The following is a 23,106-nucleotide window of genomic DNA, read 5'->3' as shown; positions in this document are numbered from 1 at the left end:
GTGCTATTTCATGGACGAGAGCGTTAAACTAGTAGAAGAAACTATCGTATTCCAAGGTCTAAGATTCAATATCGCTAGAAGATTCTACGAGTACGGCTCTAGGAGGTTTGCTAGAGACGTAGTGGTTTTTCCCGAGAGCTCTGTTATAGTACCGTTTCTAAACGAAAAAGAGATCGTAATGGTAAGACAGTTTAGGGCTCCGATAGGCGATTATATACTAGAGTTACCCGCCGGCGTAGTCGATAGAGGCGAAGATCCTTCCGACACAGCTGTTAGAGAAATGGTTGAGGAAACAGGGTATAAGCCGGGCAGGCTAGTGAAACTAGCTACAGTATACCCTGTCCCAGGCTATAGTACAGAGGTAATGCACATTTTTGAAGCAAGCGAACTAAGCTATGTGGGGTCACAACCCGAACCCTACGAGATCATAAGAGTTGAGAAACTAGATTTCCGTAAGGCTGTTGAAATGGTATTAAATGGGGAGATTAAAGACGGTAAAAGCATTATAGGGATACTGGCTTCTGCTATTAGACACGGGGTTTTAGCACTAAAGAGCTAGCAAATTCTGGCGCGTTAATTGCGATTTAACGGCAACGTATTTTGCTACCAGCTCAATTGCTACTATAGCATCCATAGCCTCCTCAACGCTCTCCCCCCATGCGAAAACCCCGTGTTTAGGCACTATGACAAGTCTCGCCCCGCTAGCGAACTTGTCTGAGACCTCGTTAGCAAGCTCTACGCTACCTGGTGGATACGGGTGAGCTATTTCAGCTTTTCCCACACTATATTCTACCTCGATTAACCCTGTCTCCCACCATCTCCCAGGTCGCCATACGTCTCTATCATGGAATAGGTCTGTTAAAGCAAGTGTTACAGGAGGGTGGGCGTGCAAAACCGACCTAGCCCTATTAATCTTCTTATAGGTTAATACGTGAGCATTAACCTCTATAGAAGGTTTCAAAGAACCTTTTAACTCTCCTGTTTCAATATTTAGTAGAACCAGTTCCTCGGGTTTCAACCATTGCTTACCTACCCCGCTAGGAGTTATAGCAATCCAGCCTTCACCCAAGTACACACTGCCATTGCCCCCTCTAGGATTAATAAGCCCTAAGAAGAAGAGTTCTCTCATAGCATTTACGAGTTTTTCCCTAGGCTCAGCACTAGAGCTCAAATACGTCACCTGCACCGGGATACGTTACATCAATACCGTAGCTGTTATTTAATATATTACCTATTAATCTGCCACTACAGTGGAGGAGGATTGCTTTCTTTATTTTAAATCTCTCGGCTAATAACCAGGCTACTTTCTCGACATGCTCGGCTGGTGCATTCTCTAGATGCAACCCTCCTACTATAGTCGATATTCTCAGTCTTCTAGCTACTACTAATTCGTTCAAGACGTCGCTAATATTAGGGTGGAAACAACCGCTGAATAAAACATGGTCTCCTACCGAGTCTCTTGCAACTAGGAAATGCTCCCAGGGTGGTCCATAGAATGGTTTTGTAACAAAAACGTTATTCGAAAGAGGTATTTCGCTGACTACTTCGACTGGGTTTAAGAATTTCCTCTTCAGTATTCTACCGATCGTTTCCATTGAGCCATATGGTATAAACGCTTTTATATAAGGCGACTCCCAGCCAACGATATCAACACCTCCAATATGCGGAGAATGAATATGGGATAAGACAAGATGATCTACTAGTTCGAGAGGGAATCTTGCGAGATTAGAATTGTAAGATAATACGCTTGGATCCGGTCCCGTATCAAATAATATGTAAGCACTATCGATCTCTAAACCGAGAGCCAGACCTCTCCTAGCAATAAACCTAGGGTTCGCAGCTCTATCATTGACTAATACGTATACACGCATAATATTCCCGGGTATAATACATACCTTTATAAGGTGTCGGTGGTAGAAATACCTACAGCAACAGTCCTATATTCGGGAGGTAAAGATTCGACAGTAGCATTGATGAAAGCGTTGAGCAAGGGGTTTAAGATACCGGTACTGACATCGGTAATCCCACTATACGATTATTCAATGCTGTATCATAAGCCTAATTTCACAGCCTTAAGCCTCCAGTCTTTCTCGATCGGAATACCGCTCGAATCGGTTTCGGTTGGCAGACCAGGACTAGAAGAAGCCGTCCTGGAAAATGTTTTAAGAAGGGTGAAAGAGAGGTACGGGGTTGAATACGTTATCACAGGAGGTATATTGAGCAGGTTCCAGAAAAGGGTTTTCGATAAGATTGCCAGTAGAGTCGGCCTTCAAACATATACTCCGTTATGGGGGTTGAACCAGGAGGATTACCTTAGAGAAGTACTAAGAGCAGGAATCAAATTCACTATAATATCTATTACCGCTATGGGAATCCCCCATAGATACCTCGGTAGAGTGGTAGATGAGAGCGATATAGAAGAATTAATTAAGCTATCTAGGAAATACGGGTTTAATCCCTCCTTTGAAGGGGGCGAAGCAGAAACTCTTGTAGTTGATGCTCCTATCTTCAAGTATAGGTTGAGAATTTATGGTAATCCACGGATAATAAGCGATTTTGTCTCGTATTTCGATATCAGAAAAATTGTATTAGAGCGTAAATAGTAGGTTTTAATAATCTATTTTTTCGCGCTTATATAGACCGCGATCGTCTCTGCGAGATGCTGCGGTTTAGTATACCATTTATCGTACTTGTAGTCCTTGCCACCGATAGAGACTATGACGTAGTCGCCTTCGTCTTTTACAGTAGCGATCGGGTTACCGCCGAGGATTATCGATGTGATATTAGCACCTCTATCCTGGAATGTAACGCCATGTATCTTGCCTGCTAGCTGTATTTTCAATTGTTTTATGTATTCGCTCAATTCGAAACCACCACAATCTACTAGCGGGATTTTTCCTTAAAAATGTTATTGGTTAGGAATTACTACCAAGCTCTAATCTAATATGTAACCCCTAGAAGGGCGTATCTATCTGGTTTCCCACTACACTCATTTTCCATAGTTTCTAAAGGAGGAAGGTTTATAGGCGATTCTACGATCTCCCCTAGTAGGCCCCTGTTATATTTTTTCTCAAGGCTCTCAGCACACTCCCTGGTTCCGTCCCATGGAGCTATAATTAAGCCTTTTTCGTAAACAGTCCCTGGCCGCGCTATATGGGTTAATTTAGATAAGTAGTTGATCGCGCGGTTCCTAAGGTTGATATTTATACTATCCCAGGTATTCCTCAGGGCGCTGACCAACTCTTCTAGTTTCACCTCGAATTTCTCGAAAGTATCCCTCCTAGCTATCGTCACGGTATTGCTGGCTAGCTCTCTCCTCCCGATTTCAATCCTCGTAGGGACGCCTTTCAGCTCCCAGTAATAGTATTTCCATCCAGGAGAATGCTCGGTGTCTAAATCCAGCCTAGCCCTAATACCGTTCTCGTTCAGTATCCTATAAACCTTCTTAGAATATTCGACGATATCGTTCTCGCCCTCTCTGAATATAGGTATGATTACGACCTGTACTGGGGCTATCCCAGGTGGGAAAACCAGTCCTCTCTCATCCCCGTGCACTGCTATAACTGCCCCAAGCACTCTCTCGCTTACACCGTAACACGTCTGGTACACGTATTTGAACTGACCGTCGCTATCGAGGAATTTTATGTCGAATGCCCTGGCGAATTTCTGTCCAAGATTTATCACGCTACCTAGCTCGATCCCTTTACCATCCGGGGCTACTGTTACGAAATCGTAATTGTACTCGGCCCCTGCGAAAGTATCCCATGGAGGGGTTTTAATTATAAAATAGGGTAGTAGTAGAGAGTCGAAGAAGTTTTTGTATATGAGGAGGGCTTCTTTGATTTGTTCCTCGGCTTCTTCTCTCGTAGCATGTGCTGTATGGGCTTCGATAAACCCCATTATCTCCCTAACTCTTAGAATCGGGTGGGTCATCTTAGTCTCATACCTGAAAACATTTACCACCTGGTACATTTTCAGAGGCAGATCCTTCCTACCTTTAATCCATAGATTCCACATGTAGTACATTACGGTCTCGCTCGTGGGGCGTACAAACAATCTCTCGGTAAACTTCTTGCTCATAGTCCCTTCTACTACGAAGGTCTCCCCGCCGAATCCTTCCAAGAACTCTTTCTCCTTCGAGAAAACCGATTCGGGGATAAATGTTGGGAAATAGGCTTCTTCATGACCCGTTTCTTCTAATAGGCTTACTAGTATCTTTTGCACTAGCCTTAGAGCTTTAAGGCCGTAGGGCTTCCATACGATCATGCCTTTAACAGGGTACCTAATATCGACTATATCAGCATCTCTCAAAATATTATGATACCATTCCGGGAAGTTACTAAATTTATCAGCCTTCTCCATTCATACACCTTGAATTGTTTAATACCATGTAATATTTAGGCGAACTTAAAATAGGTTAACACCCGGGTACTACACAGGGAATGCCAGAGCTTATAAACAAGACACTCTTTCCCCGAAGATACTTGATAAAATAGTCCCACAGAGTAATATAATACGGCTGGAATAAAATGTGGAATCCGCATATTCTATCAGCTTCGAATACTAGTTATGAAGGATATGGTGGTTCTATATTAGCTATCTCTAGTCACGCGGTATCTATATGTCCCTCATTCTCCTAATAATATATTGCCCATACTTTTGAAATATAGTAGGTTCTATGCCGATTAATACAGATCCTTTAACCTAGCGACGCTCTCCCTTAATCTGTGCAAATAATCCCCGATTCTAATCTTCAACACTTCCCCGAGGATATTCTCAGCAACCTCCCTATTGTAGTCGTTAACGTAAAGATTTAAAAGAGGCTCTCCATCTAGTAGATACGCTTTCAAATAACCTGTATACCCCTGCTGTATTAACCCGATCGCCCATAGTAATGTATTGATATCTTCGAAGACATCGTTTAATACCTCTAGAGATGGCTCGTACCTCACCACAGTTGGAGAAACGCTCCTGAGAATGCTTGACACAACGCTTAGATCTCGAGCGTGCGAAACCATTAAGGCTACTTTACCCGCTAAATACTTCAGGTCGCTCCTCTCGTATCTAAAGAACTTATCAAGTAAACTCTTTATACTATCGCTTCCTAGCCTACTGATACATCTCACAGCCTCGGTAACTAGCCGGCTAATGTTCTGGGTTAAAACCTCTATGGCTCCGCTCAATCCCTCGCCGCTATAGTGCCCTATCTCTAAACGATGTCCTACGTTATGAACAGCTAGAACCGGAATCCCGTAGACGGTATAACCGTATGCGTCAGTATAAGGCAGGTACCTACTCCCCTCATACACGGCTTGGCCCAGGGCCGTCATATCAATTGCGCATTTGTTTAAGACTAGGCTTGATGAAACCCTTAGAACACCGTCTGTAAACTCGTCTAGGACTATAGCAGCCAACACTCTATCCAGGCTGTTCTTCACCCATAAAGTGTCTATTAGATATCTGCTACCCCAAGACCAGAATAGTGACGGAAGATGGGGGGCTCCGAACTCTGACGCTGTGAAACTTATAAATACCAAGTTGAAAGGAAGTTTCCTCCCCCTGAGCTCTCTAGCGCTTCTAATCAGGCTCTCTAATCCAGCGAGGTCATCGTAATACCCTTTAAACCAGTGGTCGTGGTGTGCTGTAATATGGAGCTCCCTCTCCCCGCCTCCATTAACTCCAGCTACCACGCTCTTGCCGACAGCTCCCGTGTCTAAACGGGTTTTCACCTTTAATCGTGCCCTTGGTTTATCAAGGTTTCTAATATGTTCCGCAACCCTCCTATCGACTGAAACCACTGGGATCGGAGTGGGAAGGCCTATTTTATTTGAGATCAGCCCCGGAGAGGATATAACATCTCTCTTAAACCCTTCCAGTCTCTCGTCGTAGACTACGAGAGCGCTAAACTGTTTCATTATAGCGTAATCGACAATCTTTCCGAGAGAGATCCACCCTCCTCTCACGTTTGCAAGTCCTATTACGCTGCCTGGAGGAGTTGCATGATTAATACCCTCATCCAAGCTTGTTAGCCGTCCTTCGACCTCAGATTCGATGGTTGGGGGCAGAGACCTACACTCGTACAGCTCACCTTCAATCTCTAACACGCAATCTATTTCACGCCATGAAACCACAGGTGTATTAAATACCTTTACCCAGTCCGCGAACTCTTTGAAAATACCAACCAGTTCTTTCACTACAGCCACTTCTTCAATACTCCCGGCTACTACCTCTTTCAGGAATAATTCATTACCGATGATTTCTTGGCTCAATAAACCACCATACAAGATTAAAATCGCGTTAGTAGTATTTAGAACAATTAATGAGGCTGATTTAATGGTAAGAATTTATTCGCTAACTGTTAAAGACGCTGATAGATTTATAGATACCTTAAAGAACGCTGGTTTCAGTATTGAAGAAGGTCCCCATGCAGTACTCTTAGACCAGAGCGAGCTATTATCTATCAAGATATTGAAGGAGAACAGTATTAGAGGCTATATAGTCCTCCACTACATCACCCCATACTATAAGGCTGAACTAACGAGTGCTAGAACTGACAAAGAATATCTTGAATCCCTCATCCAGATTAAGCACAGCGGCGAGAAATGGCGGATACCTGTCGAAGATATCACTATCATAGTTTTAGATGACGGTGAGCTCGAAGAAATAATCCAGAAGTATGTAGACGACTACCCTGTCCCGGAAGGAGGGAGCCTGGTCGAAGAGTATAGGAGGAGAAACCCTGACTACAAGGTTGTATCAAGGGTTCTTGTTGGAAGATTACTAGACGAAATACCTTAGGCTTCTATACTTGCAGATCCGTTCTCCTGAACCTGCCTAGCCCCGCAATAAGGGCAGAACAGGGCATCGGCTGGAATAATCCTGCCGCAACTAGTACACTTCTTGGTACTTAAGACTGCAGAGTCTAATTTCGAAGCATACTCTTTCTTTAAATCCTCGACGGTTAGGTGGAGATAGACTTGTGTAGTCTTGATATCAGAGTGCCCCAGTATCCTCTGAAGAGCGGGCAGGCTCAAGCCCATTCTAAGAGCCCTCGTAGCGAAAGTATGTCTTAGCACGTGAGGTCTAACCTTAGCCTCGTCTAAGCCAGCTTTACGAGCTAATCTTTTCAGCATTTTGTATAAGCCTGAGTACGTATAATTAAATAATCTATCATCCGGTCTAAGGCCCCTAAGCTTAATATATGCTTTAATCATCTCGAAGGTCTCTGTGGTTGCTGTAACATATCTCTCGCGACCGTACTTTGCCTCTCTCACTCTTATAGTTTTCTCATCGAAGTTTATATCGCGTACTGTTAGCGACAGGATCTCCCTGCTTCTTAAACCAGTATCAAACATGAGTTTCAGGACGAGTTTCTCCTCAACCCTCTCGGCTGCATCTAGTAGCCTCTCTATATCGGTATCGCTAAGTACGTCGATTTTCCTAGGCGGTTTTTTAACCGACGGTATTATAATATTTACCCCGAGCCACTTGAAGAATCTCCTGAGGAAAATAGTGTAGTAGTGGAGTGTAGACAGCCAGGACTCCTTGCTCCCGGTTTTCTTCTGAGGGAATCCGTTCTTCAGCCTATCGTTCCTCCAGGCTATCACATCTTTCAATGTAACTTCCTTTAAAGGCTTCCCATTGATGAAAAGCAAGAAATCTGAGATAGCTGACTTATAGGCCTTAATAGTATCTTTGCTAGCGCCTGAGGCCTCGAGCGTTGCTAGGAATAAGCTTAGTATATCCTCGTTTGATTGCTCTAGGATTCCTTCCGGTGCTTTACCGATATCGATTTTTCCTGGCAAGCTCCCCGTTGGAAGACATTGTATGATGTATGTTTTAAACCGGGAGGTTAAAGTAATATCCCAGTAGGATGAAGAGACGTGGCAGGTCTGAGTAGTGAAGTAACCGCGCGGGTCTGACACGTCTCTAGGCAACCAGGTGGTTTAACTGGCGAAGATCCTAGTCCATGGAGATAGTGATGGCGTGTGCAGTGGGGCTGTCTACCAGGCATTTCTAAAGAGCAAAGGTATTGAAACAAACATTTACTTCACCCACCCGGCAGGTCTTCTCAAAGATCTCTTGGAATTCACGAAGCAAGGAGACGATATCTACATAGCTGATATAGCTTTAGATGAGAGTAGTTACAGAGACGTGATGAGACTCCTGGAGGAGAGAGGAAAAAGCGGACGAGTAGTCTACATCGACCACCATCCCCTACCCGAGGGCTTTGAAACACCTAAGAACATCGAGTTCTTCCACGATACTTGCTGCTCGGCATCAGAATTAACCTTTAGATATTTCGAGAAGGATTTAGACGCGGACTTTACTAGGGTAGCCCTCTACGGAGCGATCGGGGATTATATTGATGAAACGCCTTGGGTGAGAGAACATATAGCTAGGTGGGATAAGAGATTCATATATTATGAAGCGGGGGTACTAATCCAGGGGATTGAAGGAACTGGTAGAAACTATGATTTCAAAAGACTTGTGGTAGAACACCTAAGCCAAAACAAGCTACCGAGCTCTTTAAAAGAACTTTCCGAGAAAGCACTGAAACAAAGCGCTCTAGACGAAGAATTAAGGCTATGGGTTAAAAAGAATGTCCGTAACAAGGGTATTGTATCAATAGCTGAAAACCCACCTGGTAGTGTAGGTAGAGCGGCTAACTATGCTAGAATTTATGGAGGAGGCTTAATCGGAGTGGCCTACGAGAACAGAGGAGGGATATTGGTTTCAAGCCTTAGAAGCCCCTACGTAGACTTAAACAGACTACTCAGGACTATAAGTAGAGAGCTGAATATTCAAGGAGGGGGACATTCCTTCGCCGCTGGAGCCAGGATACCTATTGGATTGCTGGATGTTTTCATAGAAAAAATAAATAGTTACTATCAGAAATTCAAGCTATCCTAGGATAGTAAGTTCATTTTTTCTTTTATAAAAGCCTCTGCTTCCTCACGAGATATCTGTACATACCTGGCTTTTCTCAACTCATCTATAATCCTATTTGTGTTCTCTAGTAGCTCGGATAGCCTGCCTTCAATAGCTACTATTGCTCTATATCCTTCCCTGTCGTAAACTAGTAGAACTTCGCCAGAAACCTTCCCATCCCTATCCGTGAGCTCAACGATTCCAACAGTATTTCCTCTGGAATCCTCGATCTTCAGCAGAGTGCTACCAATAGCTGTCTCGCCTAATAACACTATACCAGCTATTTCAACCGAAGGCTGAGCCGCTTGTTCCTCTTTGACTTCTCTAGCTTCTACAGCTCGTTCTGCTTCTCCAGCAGACTCAGGCGCAGGAGGTGGGGCCTCGACCGCTCTCCTACCAAATGCCTCTTTCACCTCGGAAAGCCTCTCATTAACGACTTTGCTAACTACCTTGCTAACCTCCTCATCGCTAACCCTTCTGAAAAACTCTACCGATAACGAATTGTAATCCCACTCGATAAGGTTTTTATCGAGATATACGCGGTACGACACTCTTATTCTCACAGCATCTCCTTTATTACCTTTTAGTTCGTCAACAATAACATAATATAGTAGCCTGTTCAATTCAGCAGACGCCCTAGCAGCTTCTCTAGCGAGGTCTTTGTTCCCTCTTGTATAGTCCTTTAGCTGGGCGAAGAGGGTCCTCCTAACTTTATCAGCGTATGCTCCAGCAATTACTATACCTGTATTCAAAGTGTTCTCTAATACGTTCCCCTGAGGCTGGGACAATGTATTTCCACCTTGATTAAATAAATACTATACATTTATATTTATTTACCGATCCGTAAAATATATATGTTTCCGAGGCGCTATTAGATGGAGGAATTACTCTACGAGATAATTGATAAAGCCGCTTCTATGGGAGCCCAATACGTTGAAGCAAGATACCATGTTAACTCCTATTATAGTTTAAGAGCTAGGAACGGGGCTATCATAGATTCTTCGAAAGAAATAGAAGAAGGAGTAGGGGTCAGGGTTCTAGTAGATGGTGCCCTAGGTTTTGCATCGACCAGCAGGCTTGACAGAGATAGTCTTTTAAAAACTGTTGAAGAGGCTGTGGCGAAAGCAAGGTTCATAAGCAAATACATGAAGAAACCTCTCTCCCTAGGTCCGGGTAGGGTGGGTTATATTAAATACGAAGCTACTCCTAGAATCCCCTTCTCTAATATCTCCCTAGACGATAAAATCGGCACTATGAAGGAATTATGGGAGATAAGCAGGAAATCCGTGAGAGAAGCCTCGGTGAAAGTCCTATTCACAGAACTAGTCGAGAGCATTGAAGAAAAAATAATAGTCACTAGTGAGGGGGCATATGTAAGGAGCAATATACCAAGACTCTATCTGAGCTATAATATAGTTGTAAACCTGCCTTCCAAAGGAACTGTTCAGAGATGGGAGGAATATGGAGGCAGCGGCGGCTACGAGTTGATGAAGAAATGGAGAGTGGATGAAGAGGTTGGCAGGGAGACTTCTACCCTGGAAAGAATACTCCTGGAAGCCAGAGAGCCGCCTAAAGAGCCAGTCGAAGTAATAGTTGGCAGCGAGATCGTAGGCCTGATAGCGCATGAGTCTGCCGGACATCCTAGCGAAGCCGACAGGATCCTAGGCAGGGAGGCTGCCCAAGCTGGTATGAGCTATATCAAGAAAGGAATGTCCGGGACTAGGATTGGAAACGAGAATGCTACGGTTGTCGACGACCCTACTATACCAGGTAGCTACGGGTTTTTCTTATACGATGACGAGGGTGTAGCAGCTAGACCCAAGTACCTTTACAAGGAGGGTCTAATATACGAGCATATGCACAATAGGTTTACGGCTGCCGAATTCGGTGTTGAATCAAACGGCTCTGCTAGGGCTATGAATTACGCTAGCGAGCCGATAATACGGATGTCTAATACGTACCTTACCCCCGGGGACTATACCCTAGAGGAATTGATCGAGGACGTTGAATTAGGTGTTTATATAAAATCGTATATGGAGTGGAATATTGATGACGAAAGATGGAGCCAGAGGTACGTGGGGTTAGAAGCCTATTTAATCGAGAGAGGAGAGGTTAAAGGGCTTGTCCGGAACCCGGTGCTAGAACTCTCTACGAAAGCATTCTACAGTAGTATAGTAGGGAAAACTAAAGAGCTAAGGTTCTACGCTGGCACGTGCGGGAAAGGAGAGCCTTCACAGGGCGTCCCCGTATGGTTCGGAGGGCCCGATGTAAAGCTATCTAAGATGAAGCTTGGTGTAGCCCCGGAGTGATTGCATGAACCTGAGAGAGCTTGCTTCAAGCCTTGTAAACCAGGCTTTGAGCACTGGGCTCGACGAAGCCGCTGTATTAATCAATGATGTGAGAAGGGTTATGGTTAAATTCGCTAACAGCCAGCCGAGCGTCCTCCAAGACTGGAAAATTGTTGAAAGCTCTTTCTATCTGAGCAAGGATAGGAGGATAATTGTAGGTAGCCTGAGCACGGAAAACCCCGAGCAGTTGAAGAAGGTATTCGAAGAATCCTATAAATCAGCCGCCAAGATTTTGGAAAGCGAGCTATACGCTCCACTACCAGAGCCTACTGCAGGAGCAGAAACCATTTCATTATCTGACCCGAGAATCCTGGAGTCTATGGACAACCCATCTCAATTAGTTGAAACACTCCTAGAGGCTTCTAAAAGGGAGTATAATATTGATTTCATAGCAGGCAAGATCGATTTATGGCATAGAAAGAAAATCCTGGCGACATCTAAGTCGCCCCAGCCCCTCGAAGAAGAGTCTACAGGCATAGAAGTCTACGTTAGGGCCTTTAAGGAAGATGGTAGCGGGCAGTGGGGTTACGCATCTAGGCAGCTGGATTTGAAGAAGGTTGAAGAAACCGCTATCAGAGCCTCGCAGCTTGCCTTCGAGAGCAGAGGGAGGAGTAGCGTTGAGCCAGGTGTCTACGATGTAATACTCTCACCTCTAGTTTTCTCCCAGCTAATGAATCTTGCAGGATATATGTCCACGGGGATGGCTATCCTTACAGGTATGTCTATATTCGCTGATAAAAAGGTCGGCGATAAAGTAGCTTCCCCCTTACTAAGCATCTACGATACCCCAAGAGATAGTAAGCTACCGTTCTCCACTAGCTTCGATGATGAGGGTTTAAAGACCTATGACAAGCCTATTATCGAAAACGGTGTTTTGAAGAACATCATACATAATTCTAAGACGGCTCGGAAATTCAATACGGTATCGACTGGTAACGCAGGATGGATCTATCCGAGATTATGGAATCTAAGCATTGCAGGCGGGGACATGAGTCTCGAAGAAATGGTCTCCGAGGTAAAGAGGGGGTTGCTGATTACAAACAATTGGTATACTAGGCTCCAGAACTATGTTGAAGGCATATTCTCGACTATTGGGAGAGACGCTATATTCCTCATAGAGTCGGGTAGGATAGTTAAGCCTGTTGAAAAAATAAGGATTGCCGATAAACTGCCCAAACTCCTGAACAATATTGAGGGGCTTAGCAAAGAGACTTTCGATATCATGTGGTGGGAAGTTAGGATCCCTACGAGAGCGCCATATGCCCTGGTCAGGAACATCAATATTTCTAAACACCTTCTGTAATCAACCTGTAAGATATTTTTACTCTTAAACCAAAAATATAGAATAGGTAGGCCGGGATGAGAGTTAGATTCGAAGGTGTAATTGTATCGTTTGATGAAAGCTCTAGTAATAGGGTATATGTTTACGGTAGCGTAGATGGGGAGCCGGCGGAATTCACGCTTGTAGTAACCCCGGAGAAATACCGGGAGCTACTACGATTCGGAATAGGGCAGAGGATTGAAGGGGAAGCTGTTAAAGTATCAGACGACCCTCTAGTACTCGAGCTCTCATAAGGTTTAGGAAGTGATCTAATGAAGCTCCTTACAAAGCCACCTAGGATAAAAATATTGGAGGCTGCTGGGAGTATCGGAGATTCCCGTATCAAGATGATTGATGATATATCTGCTAGAGTAACTTCTAGCAGAGGCGAGAAGGAATACTATGTGGTAGTAGTAAAGGATGAGGATAATGTCTTCAGGGTTTTTAGCAATGATAACGGGACGTTTTACAAAGGCTACGTCGGCTACCCTATACTAGCATTCATGATGCTGAAAGGCTATCTTCCTATCGACTACGATGTTGTAAAAGCCATGACCGGTGTGCCGTGGAAAGACCTGAACGAGAAGTATGGTAAATATAGTGTAGTCGAGAATATAGTCGTAAGCAGAGCCGAGAAAATGGGTTTCGATAGGAATGCTATCAACGACTACGTGAATCTGATCATGAAAAAACTAGGGCTTATGAAAATATACTACGATGAAACCCTCCGCCCGCCTGGAGTATCTAGCCAGCCTCTGCCAGAGTAGTGGGTTTATAGTACCGTAATACCTGCCTTACTACTAAAACCCATTATCATTATCGAAATAATCCTCCCTTCTTTAATCCTGAAAGCGATGTCGCCATCCCCGCTTAAAATCTCTTCGTCAGCATCTTCTATAGCCTCCCCGAAGTTTATGTATAGAATATCGTTTTGTTTATCGTATTCAAACCATACCTTATCTAGATCTCTAACAATATAATCTCTTCCGGTCTCGCTCAATGATAACACCGTAGTTTAAATCGGGGAGATTATTAGATCGGCGAAATCAAGAGGTAAGGGCTGGTTTTTAGCTTTGTATTCATCATATTTTTTCTCGAGAAACGCTTTGAATACTGGGCACGTATCAAACTTTCCTTCTCTATCACACTTGGTGCCAAGTGTTAGGAAGCACATTTTCGTCCTTTTATCGAAATAAGGGCATATCTTATGGTATTGTTTAGCTTTCTTAATCATCCGCTGAACCCATTTCTGTTTCTCATCGCTCGGCTTCTTCTCTTTCTCCATCAGAGCCTTATTTAAATCCTCATCGGTCACTCTAGTAGTACTCAAACAAATCACCTCAACTAGTTTAAATACACTTATTTTGACAGGTAATAAATATGAATCCTAGTATGATGCTAGAGGTAGGAAGCAGTATAACAATTGACCGTGGTATCTACCTCGATTTAAAAAAAGTATATGGGAGCTCGACCCCAGCCCTTGTTGAAATGTTGACGAAACCCCCGAAGAGGCTCTACTTAAGGGTCAATACTCTAAGGACTAGTAGAGACAGTGTCATCGAGTCATTTAGAGAACAGAATATTATCGCCAAGCGAGACGAGTTGCTTGAGGAGGCAATATATATCGAGATCGACGGGCCCTTCAAAGTCGAGGACACGGGTAAGTATGTTATAGTAGATGATTTCGCTGCCGAATCAATTATTATAGGAGCTAATTTGTATAGGCCCGGTATCTTGAAGTATGATAGGTTTGAGAAAAATGACGTGATAACAGCTATTACAGTTCGCGGCCAGTTAATCGCGAATCTAGAAGCCCGGGTTTCATCAGAAATGCTCAAGAATATGGATAAAGGTCTTGTCGCCGTGAACATTAGGTCAGTCTACAGAGCTCCTCCTATTGCCGAGACGAAAGAATACTTGAACGGCCTGATCTACCCTCAGAGCTTCCCGGCGATGGTGGTCGGGAGGATTATAAACCCTGGGCAAGAGTTCATTCTCGACATGAATGCTAGCCCGGGGGGTAAGACAAGCCACATAGTCCAGTTGTCTAAGGGTAAAGCACTTATTGTAGCTGTTGATAGGAGTCCCCAGAAAATTGAAAAACTAGATGAGAATCTGAAACGGCTGAGGCTCCATATGAATGTGTTATCTATACCTTTCGATTCCAGGTACCTGGATCTCGTCACTAAGCTTGAAGGGAGAATCGATAAAGTGCTCATAGACCCTCCCTGTTCTAATCTTGGTGTTAGACCGAGGCTCTCTTTCAAGAAGACTATGAGAGACGTACTTAGTCTAGCGAATTACCAGAGGCAGTTTATTAAAGTAGCCAGTAAACTCGTGAAAAACGGGGGCCTGATATTCTACTCTACTTGCACACTCACTAGAGCTGAAAACGAGGAGAATATTGTTTATGCGATGAGGTCGCTTGGGCTGACACCTGTAGAACTAGAACCATTACCTAGATCCGACGTAGTGTATTACAACGGGGCTGTAGGATATAGATTCCACCCGCTGAAAGACGATATGCCGGGTTTTTACATAAGCGTGCTTAAGAAACCCTGACCCGTTTCAGGGGAGAGCCGCAGACCGGGCATGTTTTCTCGCCCGGCTTGCCTGGGACGTATCCGCAGACCGGGCAATATTCTCTGAATTTCCAGGCCTCCCTGATCCCTGTTGTCCTAACGGGTTTGAAACTTATCCCTATATTATACAAAATGTTTTGCAGGCTATAGTCGTCGGTTAAGACTATTACCTTATCATAGGTCTCGCTTAAACTCAATGCAAGAGCGATAATACTCAAATCGGCTTCCGAGACCTTGGTCAACTCGCCAATCTCCCTAGCCTTGTTCAATGCTTTTTCAAAATACTCCTTGTCTATTTCGACTACTCTGACCAAGCCTAGTTCTATAGCGTTTTCAAGAGCCTCCTTGTTCTCTCTATCCCTAACCTCCTGGACACAAGCCTTTGTGGTATAAAAATCGTACACGTGTATTGGGAGTAAATTGTAATACCTGGCTAAGAGGGCCCCGGTATCTGCCACGACTGCTATCTTCCTACTAGAGGATTCTCTTAGAGAGAACATCTGACAACCCGTCTCTCGGGCTCTTAAATCTAACAACCCTGATCCAGTTCCATGAAGGATAGATCTTTACAACTCCCCCCTGCTTCGTCAGCAATCTCTCTCCGTCGGCGTATATAGTCGACACGGATTCGGGAATAACCTCGACCCTGCTCATTAGAGGTAATACTATGGGCGCTATATTGAGTTGAACCGGGTTTAGGAAGTTTACGAAGATATTGAAGCTGCTGAAATCTATAAAAGGACCTCTAGCAGAAAGATTGTAAGCCGTGGATCCCGGAGTAGGTCCTACTATGACTCCATCGCATTCAATGTTTATCTGAGTCGATAGAGACGGGGAATATATCTTTACCGTATACCTGCCAACCCTACCCTGGTCGACATTAGATATTAAGACTTCGTTTACTACATGCTCTTTCAATTTCTCAATTTCTACGATAAGCCTGGGAATAAGCTCGATATAGTAGCTTCCTTTTAGAAACATCTCGAGATAGTTTTTAATCCTGTTGACATCTAGGTTCTCATAGAAAGCCAGCCTACGCCCACAGGGGATAGGTAGCACGAGCGGGGATACTTTGTTGAGCAGCCTTGACAGCCTTAGAAAAGTTCCGTCACCACCGATGATAACAATGTAATCAAACAGGCCGTTTTCGATCCTATAGAAATCGTCGACCCATATAGATTCTGTCTCTATTTTGAGCTGTTTAAAATAATTTGAAACAGTTTTAGCGATCTCAATACACTGTTGTGTTGGCTTGAATATTATCATAATCCTCGTATTATCCATTATAGGCTACACCATTACTCTATACATTATCTGAGTCGGATATTGCTTATTAATAACGTAATCATAAAATTTATTTTGAAACACTATATACCGCTTGTTTACCACTAAATAATCGTATAGAAGGGAAAGCTATTTGCCGATATGCCTAGCGATAAAGAAGGAGCTTGCTGAGACGGTGATAAGAAATCTCAGGAAGCTTGGCCTTATAGACTCATCACTTCAGATAACCAGGGACGAAAGATTTGTCTTCATCCCTATTAAAACGACAACTAATATAGGTTTAGAAACGATTATCCCAGAAGCAGGCTACGAAATCGTGGAATGTAACCCACCTAGCATACAAAGGGCTAGGCCAGAATCTATTCCACCATACGATCTGATTGGGGATATCGCGATAGTTAGGAGTAGGGTCACAGAGTTCATGGACGCAAATAGCATAATTGAAGCTTTGAGGTCAATACATCCTAGATTGAGAAGCATTTATATTATTACAAGAACCGAGGGAGAGTTCAGGACGCCCATGCTAGAACACTTGTGGGGAGAAAAAGTAGATTGTGTTCTAACAAAAGAATACGGGCTATTATTCAAGGTCTGTCTAGGCAAGGTGTATTATAACCCTAGGCTAGCCGAAGAACACCACAGATTAGCTGAATCCGTAGGGGAAGGCGAAATTGTACTCGATATGTTCAGCGGCGTAGGAGGCTTCGCAATACATATAGCTAGTTTAAAAAACGCTATTGTCTATGCTAACGATAAGAACCCCGCCGCGTTCAACCACATTGTCTACAATATAATACTAAATAAGAAGAAGCTGAAAGGTATAATCATCCCGCTTAACCGAGACGCCTACGAGTTAAACAATGTTTTCACAGAATGCTTATTCGATAGGATAATAGCAAATCTACCTACGAGAAGCCTCGAATTCCTAGATGTATACCGTAGCCTTCTGTGCGAGCAGGGGAGGTTACATATCTATGTACTATCCTACGATATCGAGTCAACACTTGACACTTTACGAGAAAATATGAGGGATTTCAATATTACAGGCTATAAACTGGTTTTAGAGCACAGCCCTAGGGCTGGAATATTTAGGATTGATCTCGTCAAGAGTAATAGCGTATAATTCTAGAGTGAGAACTCCGCCCTGCCTAAGTAATTCTACGAGATCTCTCCTTATATCAGCTGCTGCTTTATTCGCTCTAATAGCTACTGTAGCAGGTTCTATAAAAGTGCTTTTCCTTATTATAATCTTCCTATCATCTGCCAACACCAGGTTTTGGCTACCCTGGGCTAGTATAATATCGTAGACTCCTCCTACGCTGATTACTATCACCAGCAGGCTATCGTTTCTTTTTGCAATCCTCTTAAAAGAATCGCTTAGATCAGCAGCCGCCTTATCCGCTGAAACTCCTATGATGCAATCCCCTCTCTCCGTCAAATACCCGTCTTTAGTGATCTCAATAGTAGTTTTATGAGTGGCTTTTATATTAGCATGGCCCCTCGCATGGATTATTTCAATAGCCTTCAAGAGCTTCACCGGTAGAAATCAACATATTAAAGACGTTAAAACCTGTAACTAGGATAATAGGGAGTTCTTATCTTGTATAATACCGGCGATTTTGCAAGGCTTAGAGAAAGGGTTGTTGAGAGCCTTGAGAGAGAAGGGTATTTAAAGAACAAGCTTGTTAAGAAAGCGCTTCTATCCGTTCCAAGAGAGCTATTCGTACCCGAGAAATACAGAGAATACGCATACGTAGACTCTCCTCTCCCGATCGGGTATGGGCAAACCATTAGCGCTATACACATGGTTGCTATCATGACTGAAGCACTAGACCCCCTACCAGGCATGAGAGTACTCGAGATCGGTACCGGGTCCGGGTATCAGGCAGCCGTCTTAGCTGAGATAGTAGCTAAAGAAGACCCTTCACTGAAAGGACATGTATACACGGTCGAGAGAATACCCGAATTAGCAGAGTTTGCTAGGAGAAATATTGAGAGAGCTGGTTATAGAAACTATATTACTGTTGTAGTAGGCGACGGGTCTAAAGGTTTACCCGAGTATGCTCCATATGATAGGATTATTGTAACAGCAGCCGCCCCTTCTGTGCCTAAACCGTTGATCGACCAATTAAAGCCGGGCGGGAAGCTCGTTATACCAGTCGGGGATTTATACATTCAGAGATTGCTTATACTAGAGAAAAAACATGACGGAGAATTATCGTTCAAATGGGGTATCGATTGCGTCTTCGTACCTCTTATAGGCGAGTACGGGTGGAAAGAGTCCTAAGAAGGCCCGGTCTTCTTAAACCACTGGTCTAAGCCTAGCTGCCTCCCTTTAATATACTCCCTATATGCTCTCACAAGCCTATCAACAGCGTTTTTAACCCTCTCCTCGTTGAAATCATGGTCTTTCACAAGTATTTCAACTATCATCTTAGGGTCTGGCTCACGCCATTCAAGCTTGTACTCTGTCGTTACAGGAGGGTGGAGGAAGTAGTTCTTGATCTTTTGCAAATCTACTTCTTCTCTCGTCTTCAAATACCCTCTAGGGATCTTCTCTATAGAACCATACGATTTGACTAGTGTTAACGCTGTTTTAGGGCCTATTCCTTCAAACCCTTCCGGGTTATAGTCTGTCCCAAGTAATATCCCTACGTCTATTAACTGCTCTCTGGTCAACCCTAATTTTTCAAGCAGCTTGTTTAATTCGATAAGCTCGGGTTTTACCTCTACGTATGCATCTTTCCTAGGAAGCTTCCTCTTCCCGCTTATAGTAAGATTCCTTATGAGTCTTAGCGAGCCGAAGAGCAAACTATCATAGTCCTGACTAGCGCTAGCGTAAGCATCCCCTCTCCTAACCATGAAGGCTGCCTGGGCCTCTCCCTCGGCAGGAGCCTGCACCCAGGGTATGCCCATAGCATCTAATAGTCTCTTAGCTTCGTCGACCATATCGGGGGATAGTTTAGAAGCCATCATAGCGTATCTTCTGGCAGCCTCCAGATCCCCTTCTTTAACCGCCTCCTCATACTTTTTGGCAGCCTCCTCTCTAATAGACTTCCTTTTCTCGATTTCTTTCATCTTCAAGTCGGGTGGCGTGCCGTCGAAAACGTAGGCTATCTTTAGGCCTTCTTCAACCAGGTTTATAGACCTGTAAAATAGCCCGCTTAAATGACTTGTAACGCGCCCGCTACTATCCATGAGAGGCGATCCATCGGGTCCTCTAATAGCAGCTAGGAACTGGTATAGAGCGTTATAACCGTCTATAACAATGATCTTTCCACGTAGAAGCTTTAGATCATCGATAACTGTTTTTACCTCTTGTGGTATAAGATCTTTTAAATTAACACCCATTTTATCAGCATCCCATTTAATTGTTTTTCTAAATCCCTAAAATATTTGATCATAGTTAGAATAAACTAGCTCCCAAGGATAGAAGCAAAGTTTTTAGAAGGCCTGATCTTCATTTCTTTACCAACGTAGTCTACGTGTATGAAACCGTTTAATTCAAGCTTTATCAGGGACTGATAGAGCTCTGCCCTAGAAATCTCTATATCGTATTTCTTCTTCAGGATCTCTATGAGGTCGCTCTCTAATACTCCCTCTGGTCTAGAAAGCACTTCTTCGACGACTATTCTATATAATGGAGCATTCCTCCATAGTAGTTTCTTGCTCATAACGTTAACACCTGTTAGTATAGTTTCTAGGACACGGTTTTACCAGGTATGATTGACTACAATTAACTCTCTAATAAAGGTATTTCTAGAAGTTAGACATAGACCTGGGGTCTAGCGTATTCCCTAGGCAACTTCTGTTTAGCCTTCTCGCCCCATTCAATATAGAATTTAAGCATTTCCTGTGTTATCGAAGGTTTGACCTTGTTCAGAGCCTCCTTGAAGTGGCGTATGTGTATTTTCTCGATATTCAAATCCTCCTTAATAGCGTTCAAGGCTGCTTCCCTCACAAGCGCTTCTAAATCCGCACCACTATACCCTTCAGTAGCCCTAGCAATTTCGTAGAGGTCTACGTCCTCGGCTAGAGGCATGTTCCTCGTATGTATCTTAAGTATTTCAAGCCTCGCATTAATATCCGGAGGTGGTACATATATTAGTTTATCAAACCTCCCAGGCCTTAGTAGAGCTGGATCGAGCATATCAGGCCTGTTTGTCGCAGCGATTACTACAACGTTCTCGAGTTTCTCAATACCATCCATTTCAGTTATCAACTGGCTTACGACTCTCTCGGATACCCCTGAGTCATAAGCATAACCTCTAACGGGTGCTATAGAGTCTATTTCGTCGAAGAATATAACGCACGGAGCATACAACCTTGCTTTCCTAAATACTTCTCTTATAGCCTTCTCTGACTCCCCAACCCACTTACTCAGTACTTCAGGCCCTCTGATAGCTATGAAGTTAGCACCGCTCTCGGTAGCAACAGCTTTCGCTAGAAGTGTTTTACCAGTCCCCGGAGGACCATAGAGGAGAATACCCTTAGGAGGCTTTATGCCAAGCCTTTTGAATGTATCAGGGTACTTCAGAGGCCATTCAATACTCATCCTAAGCTCTTGCTTGATAGCGTCTAGACCCCCTATATCAGACCATCTGACCTCTGGGACTTCTACAAATACTTCTCTCAACCCGCTTGGAACAATCTCTTTAAACGCTGCCATAAAGTCTTCCATCCTTACCTCGAGCTTCTCTAGGACTTCGAAGGGTATACTAGGACTATCCAGGTTTATCTCCGGCAAATACCTTCTCAGAGCATGTAACGCTGCCTCTCTAACTAATGCCGCAAGATCCGCCCCCGTATACCCGTGGGTTATCTCGGCAAGCTTATTCAGGTCGACATCTTTAGCAAGAGGGACGCCCCTGGTATGTATCTGGAGTATTTCTAGCCTCGCATTCTTATCCGGCATCGGTATCTCGATCTCCCTATCGAATCTACCAGGCCTCCTGAGAGCGGGGTCTAGAGCGTTCGGCCGGTTAGTAGCCCCGATCACGATCACGTCTCCTCTCGCTTCTAGCCCGTCCATTAGAGCTAGTAATTGGGCCACAACCCTTCTCTCTACTTCGCCTACTACTTCATCCCTCTTAGGGGCTATAGCATCGATTTCGTCAATGAATATAATAGCTGGAGCATTCTTCTTAGCCTGTTCGAATATCTCGCGCAGCCTCTGCTCGGACTCTCCGTAGTACTTGCTCATGATCTCAGGACCGTTTATAGCGATAAAGTAGGCGTCGGCTTCGTTAGCAACAGCTTTCGCTAGAAGTGTTTTACCGGTGCCTGGGGGGCCGTATAGCAGGATCCCCTTCGGTGGTTCGATCCCTAGCTTCCTGAAGAGTTCCGGGTGCTTGAGAGGTAATTCGATCAGCTCTCTAACCCTCTGTATAATATGCTTCATCCCGCCTATGTCCTCATAGGTGACCCTGGGCAATTTATATGTCTCCATCGGTTTCTCAGAAATAGAAATTATAGTGTCCTTGGTGATTACCACCGGCCCCTTGGGTTTTGTATAGATAACTTTAAAAGGTATAGCCTGGCCGAGTACTTGAACAACTATTACATCTTCTTCCATCACAGGCCTATTCAAAATTTTGTTTTTAACAAAATCCGCTAGCTGGGGTTCTGTAGGAGCATAGTATTTGCTAGGGGCTAGTTTTACAGTATGCGCGTTCTGGGCTTCGACTTTTTCGACTATTACGATATCCCCGATTTTAACACCAGCGTTCTGACGTGTAGTATTATCGATCCTTATAACACCAAGCCCCCGGTCCTGCGGCCTGCCTTCCATAACTCTGACTACGGTTTTCCGTTTCCCTTCGACAGTCACTACATCTCCGTTGAGCAAACCTGTTCTCTCCATGACATCGGGGTCTATTCTAGCAACACCTTTTCCGACATCCCGTGGCTCGGCTTCTAGGACTCGCAAAGTGATCTTGATTTTCTCTCCAGACACTACATGAGACACCTATAAACTTCATATGGGTTCAAGGTCTTTAATAATTGATTACAACTATCTCCTAGCAATTAAACCGGCAAGAACCTGTACCAGCCTACGGGGATTTAAAAATCGTGCCAGGAAACAGCGGCTGCATTAAAATAATCTACTGCTAAGACTTAGCGAACCGTTTACTCGCTAACCCTGTGCACAACTTCGACCTCGACCTGGCTTACACCAGGGACGCTCTGGAGAGCTTGCTCCAGAGGTTCAGTACCGCCTTCTGTGTTCTCAGGCATGAAGATATATAGCCTAATAGCGTTTAACCCAAATGCGATCGGTTCTATATCGTATCCTTTAAGCTCATAACCCTGAGGCAGGCTTTTCTCAACTTTTTCTTTCAACTCATCCAGTCTAATAGTGATGTCTTCAGGTAATACTTTGACAACCACCAGGATCTTCGCCATACCAATCACCTAGGGACCTCTAAAACCGCAATTCGGACATACATAGGGTACTCCTAGCTGACGACATTTCTTGCATCTCCTTATATACGCTTTCCCACAATTCGGGCAGAGAAACTCCACTCCGTGCTCCCCCGGCTCCATAATCCTGTGGCAACTACTGCAGATCGGTGGTGTAGCTGGTTCGTTGATTACTATGTTAAGCGATGTGAGCATGTATTTCGACGCCATCTATAAC

28 protein-coding genes are annotated in these 23,106 nt (G+C 44.0%); 11 read left to right on the top strand and 17 right to left on the bottom strand.

The window, feature by feature from the left end:
• Nucleotides 1-10: 10 nt before the first annotated feature.
• Nucleotides 11-559 carry an NUDIX hydrolase gene (locus ACSU1N_RS04525; RefSeq protein ID WP_440059058.1) on the top strand — a complete coding sequence of 183 codons (549 nt, stop codon included), beginning with the start codon at nt 11-13 and terminating at the stop codon, nt 557-559.
• On the opposite strand, the gene ACSU1N_RS04520 is transcribed toward ACSU1N_RS04525, so the two are convergent.
• Nucleotides 548-1,171, bottom strand: coding sequence for a class II aldolase/adducin family protein (locus ACSU1N_RS04520; protein WP_440059057.1), 624 nt, complete (start codon nt 1,169-1,171; stop codon nt 548-550). The two genes, ACSU1N_RS04525 and ACSU1N_RS04520, sit on opposite strands and share 12 nt — an antisense overlap.
• Entirely contained in the window at nt 1,161-1,871 is a 711-nt protein-coding gene (locus ACSU1N_RS04515; RefSeq protein WP_440059056.1) for an MBL fold metallo-hydrolase, read from the bottom strand. The genes ACSU1N_RS04520 and ACSU1N_RS04515 overlap by 11 nt, the downstream gene beginning before the upstream one ends.
• A 33-nt stretch (nt 1,872-1,904) precedes the next feature.
• Here ACSU1N_RS04515 and ACSU1N_RS04510 point away from each other — a divergent pair, with 33 nt between their 5' ends.
• Entirely contained in the window at nt 1,905-2,603 is a 699-nt protein-coding gene (locus ACSU1N_RS04510; protein WP_440059055.1) for a diphthine--ammonia ligase, read from the top strand.
• A gap of 14 nt (nt 2,604-2,617) precedes the next feature.
• Here ACSU1N_RS04510 and ACSU1N_RS04505 read toward each other — a convergent pair whose 3' ends face one another.
• The 3 genes from ACSU1N_RS04505 to ACSU1N_RS04495 form a co-directional block, all read right to left on the bottom strand.
• Nucleotides 2,618-2,863 carry a hypothetical protein gene (locus tag ACSU1N_RS04505; RefSeq protein WP_440059054.1) on the bottom strand — a complete coding sequence of 82 codons (246 nt, stop codon included), beginning with the start codon at nt 2,861-2,863 and terminating at the stop codon, nt 2,618-2,620.
• 77 nt (nt 2,864-2,940) lie between these two features.
• On the bottom strand, nt 2,941-4,362 hold the full coding sequence (gene proS, locus ACSU1N_RS04500) for a proline--tRNA ligase (protein ID WP_440059053.1): 1,422 nt from the start codon (nt 4,360-4,362) through the stop codon (nt 2,941-2,943).
• A 323-nt stretch (nt 4,363-4,685) separates the two neighbouring features.
• Nucleotides 4,686-6,269 carry a hypothetical protein gene (locus ACSU1N_RS04495; RefSeq protein ID WP_440059052.1) on the bottom strand — a complete coding sequence of 528 codons (1,584 nt, stop codon included), beginning with the start codon at nt 6,267-6,269 and terminating at the stop codon, nt 4,686-4,688.
• Nucleotides 6,270-6,333: 64 nt separating this feature from the next.
• On the opposite strand from ACSU1N_RS04495, the gene ACSU1N_RS04490 reads away from it, so the two are divergent.
• Nucleotides 6,334-6,798 carry a hypothetical protein gene (locus tag ACSU1N_RS04490; RefSeq protein WP_440059051.1) on the top strand — a complete coding sequence of 155 codons (465 nt, stop codon included), beginning with the start codon at nt 6,334-6,336 and terminating at the stop codon, nt 6,796-6,798.
• Here ACSU1N_RS04490 and xerA read toward each other — a convergent pair.
• Nucleotides 6,795-7,937, bottom strand: a complete 1,143-nt coding sequence (gene xerA, locus ACSU1N_RS04485) for a site-specific tyrosine recombinase/integron integrase (protein WP_440059050.1) — start codon at nt 7,935-7,937, stop codon at nt 6,795-6,797. The two genes, ACSU1N_RS04490 and xerA, sit on opposite strands and share 4 nt — an antisense overlap.
• Nucleotides 7,938-7,950: 13 nt before the next feature.
• On the opposite strand from xerA, the gene ACSU1N_RS04480 reads away from it, so the two are divergent.
• Nucleotides 7,951-8,913, top strand: coding sequence for a DHHA1 domain-containing protein (locus tag ACSU1N_RS04480; RefSeq protein WP_440060282.1), 963 nt, complete (start codon nt 7,951-7,953; stop codon nt 8,911-8,913).
• Here ACSU1N_RS04480 and ACSU1N_RS04475 read toward each other — a convergent pair.
• Nucleotides 8,910-9,719 carry a single- stranded DNA-binding family protein gene (locus tag ACSU1N_RS04475; RefSeq protein ID WP_440059049.1) on the bottom strand — a complete coding sequence of 270 codons (810 nt, stop codon included), beginning with the start codon at nt 9,717-9,719 and terminating at the stop codon, nt 8,910-8,912. The two genes, ACSU1N_RS04480 and ACSU1N_RS04475, sit on opposite strands and share 4 nt — an antisense overlap.
• 87 nt (nt 9,720-9,806) lie before the next feature.
• Here ACSU1N_RS04475 and ACSU1N_RS04470 point away from each other — a divergent pair, with 87 nt between their 5' ends.
• The 4 genes from ACSU1N_RS04470 to ACSU1N_RS04455 are packed head-to-tail and all read left to right on the top strand — an operon-like array spanning nt 9,807 to nt 13,367.
• Nucleotides 9,807-11,240, top strand: a complete 1,434-nt coding sequence (locus tag ACSU1N_RS04470; protein ID WP_440059048.1) for a TldD/PmbA family protein — start codon at nt 9,807-9,809, stop codon at nt 11,238-11,240.
• A 4-nt stretch (nt 11,241-11,244) separates the two neighbouring features.
• Complete coding sequence (locus ACSU1N_RS04465; protein WP_440059047.1) at nt 11,245-12,582, top strand: TldD/PmbA family protein; 1,338 nt, start codon at nt 11,245-11,247, stop codon at nt 12,580-12,582.
• A 56-nt stretch (nt 12,583-12,638) separates the two neighbouring features.
• Nucleotides 12,639-12,854 (top strand): hypothetical protein, encoded by a 216-nt coding sequence (locus ACSU1N_RS04460; protein WP_440059046.1) that lies wholly within the window; start codon nt 12,639-12,641, stop codon nt 12,852-12,854.
• 18 nt (nt 12,855-12,872) lie between these two features.
• Complete coding sequence (locus tag ACSU1N_RS04455; RefSeq protein ID WP_440059045.1) at nt 12,873-13,367, top strand: hypothetical protein; 495 nt, start codon at nt 12,873-12,875, stop codon at nt 13,365-13,367.
• A 5-nt stretch (nt 13,368-13,372) separates the two neighbouring features.
• On the opposite strand, the gene ACSU1N_RS04450 is transcribed toward ACSU1N_RS04455, so the two are convergent.
• Both ACSU1N_RS04450 and ACSU1N_RS04445 read right to left on the bottom strand, forming a co-directional pair.
• Nucleotides 13,373-13,600, bottom strand: coding sequence for a DUF2283 domain-containing protein (locus tag ACSU1N_RS04450; protein ID WP_440059044.1), 228 nt, complete (start codon nt 13,598-13,600; stop codon nt 13,373-13,375).
• A 15-nt stretch (nt 13,601-13,615) separates the two neighbouring features.
• On the bottom strand, nt 13,616-13,930 hold the full coding sequence (locus ACSU1N_RS04445; protein ID WP_440059043.1) for a hypothetical protein: 315 nt from the start codon (nt 13,928-13,930) through the stop codon (nt 13,616-13,618).
• Nucleotides 13,931-13,980: 50 nt separating this feature from the next.
• On the opposite strand from ACSU1N_RS04445, the gene ACSU1N_RS04440 reads away from it, so the two are divergent.
• Nucleotides 13,981-15,162 carry a PUA domain-containing protein gene (locus tag ACSU1N_RS04440; protein ID WP_440059042.1) on the top strand — a complete coding sequence of 394 codons (1,182 nt, stop codon included), beginning with the start codon at nt 13,981-13,983 and terminating at the stop codon, nt 15,160-15,162.
• On the opposite strand, the gene ACSU1N_RS04435 is transcribed toward ACSU1N_RS04440, so the two are convergent.
• Entirely contained in the window at nt 15,149-15,682 is a 534-nt protein-coding gene (locus tag ACSU1N_RS04435; RefSeq protein ID WP_440059041.1) for an NOB1 family endonuclease, read from the bottom strand. The two genes, ACSU1N_RS04440 and ACSU1N_RS04435, sit on opposite strands and share 14 nt — an antisense overlap.
• The gene (locus ACSU1N_RS04430) at nt 15,657-16,466 is read right to left on the bottom strand and encodes an NAD(+)/NADH kinase (protein WP_440059040.1); all 810 of its coding nucleotides are present in this window, start codon (nt 16,464-16,466) and stop codon (nt 15,657-15,659) included. Before ACSU1N_RS04430 ends, ACSU1N_RS04435 begins: the two co-directional genes overlap by 26 nt.
• Nucleotides 16,467-16,599: 133 nt before the next feature.
• Here ACSU1N_RS04430 and ACSU1N_RS04425 point away from each other — a divergent pair, with 133 nt between their 5' ends.
• Nucleotides 16,600-17,589 (top strand): class I SAM-dependent methyltransferase, encoded by a 990-nt coding sequence (locus tag ACSU1N_RS04425; RefSeq protein WP_440059039.1) that lies wholly within the window; start codon nt 16,600-16,602, stop codon nt 17,587-17,589.
• Here the strand turns inward: ACSU1N_RS04425 and ACSU1N_RS04420 are convergent.
• Entirely contained in the window at nt 17,527-18,003 is a 477-nt protein-coding gene (locus tag ACSU1N_RS04420; protein WP_440059038.1) for a DUF371 domain-containing protein, read from the bottom strand. The genes ACSU1N_RS04425 and ACSU1N_RS04420 overlap by 63 nt on opposite strands.
• A 63-nt stretch (nt 18,004-18,066) precedes the next feature.
• On the opposite strand from ACSU1N_RS04420, the gene ACSU1N_RS04415 reads away from it, so the two are divergent.
• On the top strand, nt 18,067-18,753 hold the full coding sequence (locus ACSU1N_RS04415) for a protein-L-isoaspartate O-methyltransferase (protein ID WP_440059037.1): 687 nt from the start codon (nt 18,067-18,069) through the stop codon (nt 18,751-18,753).
• On the opposite strand, the gene fen is transcribed toward ACSU1N_RS04415, so the two are convergent.
• From fen to ACSU1N_RS04390, 5 genes are all read right to left on the bottom strand, one after another.
• Nucleotides 18,750-19,817, bottom strand: a complete 1,068-nt coding sequence (gene fen, locus ACSU1N_RS04410) for a flap endonuclease-1 (RefSeq protein WP_440059036.1) — start codon at nt 19,815-19,817, stop codon at nt 18,750-18,752. The genes ACSU1N_RS04415 and fen overlap by 4 nt on opposite strands.
• A gap of 65 nt (nt 19,818-19,882) precedes the next feature.
• Nucleotides 19,883-20,140, bottom strand: coding sequence for an ArsR family transcriptional regulator (locus ACSU1N_RS04405; protein ID WP_440059035.1), 258 nt, complete (start codon nt 20,138-20,140; stop codon nt 19,883-19,885).
• 92 nt (nt 20,141-20,232) lie between these two features.
• Complete coding sequence (locus tag ACSU1N_RS04400) at nt 20,233-22,422, bottom strand: CDC48 family AAA ATPase (protein ID WP_440059034.1); 2,190 nt, start codon at nt 22,420-22,422, stop codon at nt 20,233-20,235.
• Between the two features lie 173 nt (nt 22,423-22,595).
• Nucleotides 22,596-22,871 (bottom strand): elongation factor 1-beta, encoded by a 276-nt coding sequence (locus ACSU1N_RS04395; protein WP_440059033.1) that lies wholly within the window; start codon nt 22,869-22,871, stop codon nt 22,596-22,598.
• Between the two features lie 9 nt (nt 22,872-22,880).
• Entirely contained in the window at nt 22,881-23,099 is a 219-nt protein-coding gene (locus tag ACSU1N_RS04390; RefSeq protein WP_440059032.1) for a zinc finger domain-containing protein, read from the bottom strand.
• Nucleotides 23,100-23,106 lie beyond the last annotated feature (7 nt).

Source organism: Thermogladius sp. 4427co (genome assembly GCF_051933805.1).
Lineage (GTDB): Archaea > Thermoproteota > Thermoprotei_A > Sulfolobales > Desulfurococcaceae > Thermogladius.
Note: the sequence above shows the minus strand (reverse complement) of the source record. Positions and strands in the feature narration are given on the sequence as shown.

What these genes read in the sequence shown, in the direction of transcription:
- ACSU1N_RS04525 (WP_440059058.1), top strand. Translation starts at nt 11, where the DNA reads ATGGACGAGAGCGTTAAACTAGTAGAAGAAACTATCGTATTCCAAGGT.
- ACSU1N_RS04515 (WP_440059056.1), bottom strand. Translation starts at nt 1,871, where the DNA reads ATGCGTGTATACGTATTAGTCAATGATAGAGCTGCGAACCCTAGGTTT.
- proS (WP_440059053.1), bottom strand. Translation starts at nt 4,362, where the DNA reads ATGGAGAAGGCTGATAAATTTAGTAACTTCCCGGAATGGTATCATAAT.
- ACSU1N_RS04490 (WP_440059051.1), top strand. Translation starts at nt 6,334, where the DNA reads ATGGTAAGAATTTATTCGCTAACTGTTAAAGACGCTGATAGATTTATA.
- ACSU1N_RS04470 (WP_440059048.1), top strand. Translation starts at nt 9,807, where the DNA reads ATGGAGGAATTACTCTACGAGATAATTGATAAAGCCGCTTCTATGGGA.
- ACSU1N_RS04465 (WP_440059047.1), top strand. Translation starts at nt 11,245, where the DNA reads ATGAACCTGAGAGAGCTTGCTTCAAGCCTTGTAAACCAGGCTTTGAGC.
- ACSU1N_RS04460 (WP_440059046.1), top strand. Translation starts at nt 12,639, where the DNA reads ATGAGAGTTAGATTCGAAGGTGTAATTGTATCGTTTGATGAAAGCTCT.
- ACSU1N_RS04455 (WP_440059045.1), top strand. Translation starts at nt 12,873, where the DNA reads ATGAAGCTCCTTACAAAGCCACCTAGGATAAAAATATTGGAGGCTGCT.
- ACSU1N_RS04440 (WP_440059042.1), top strand. Translation starts at nt 13,981, where the DNA reads ATGAATCCTAGTATGATGCTAGAGGTAGGAAGCAGTATAACAATTGAC.
- ACSU1N_RS04435 (WP_440059041.1), bottom strand. Translation starts at nt 15,682, where the DNA reads ATGTTCTCTCTAAGAGAATCCTCTAGTAGGAAGATAGCAGTCGTGGCA.
- ACSU1N_RS04430 (WP_440059040.1), bottom strand. Translation starts at nt 16,466, where the DNA reads ATGGATAATACGAGGATTATGATAATATTCAAGCCAACACAACAGTGT.
- fen (WP_440059036.1), bottom strand. Translation starts at nt 19,817, where the DNA reads ATGGGTGTTAATTTAAAAGATCTTATACCACAAGAGGTAAAAACAGTT.
- ACSU1N_RS04405 (WP_440059035.1), bottom strand. Translation starts at nt 20,140, where the DNA reads ATGAGCAAGAAACTACTATGGAGGAATGCTCCATTATATAGAATAGTC.
- ACSU1N_RS04395 (WP_440059033.1), bottom strand. Translation starts at nt 22,871, where the DNA reads ATGGCGAAGATCCTGGTGGTTGTCAAAGTATTACCTGAAGACATCACT.
- ACSU1N_RS04390 (WP_440059032.1), bottom strand. Translation starts at nt 23,099, where the DNA reads ATGGCGTCGAAATACATGCTCACATCGCTTAACATAGTAATCAACGAA.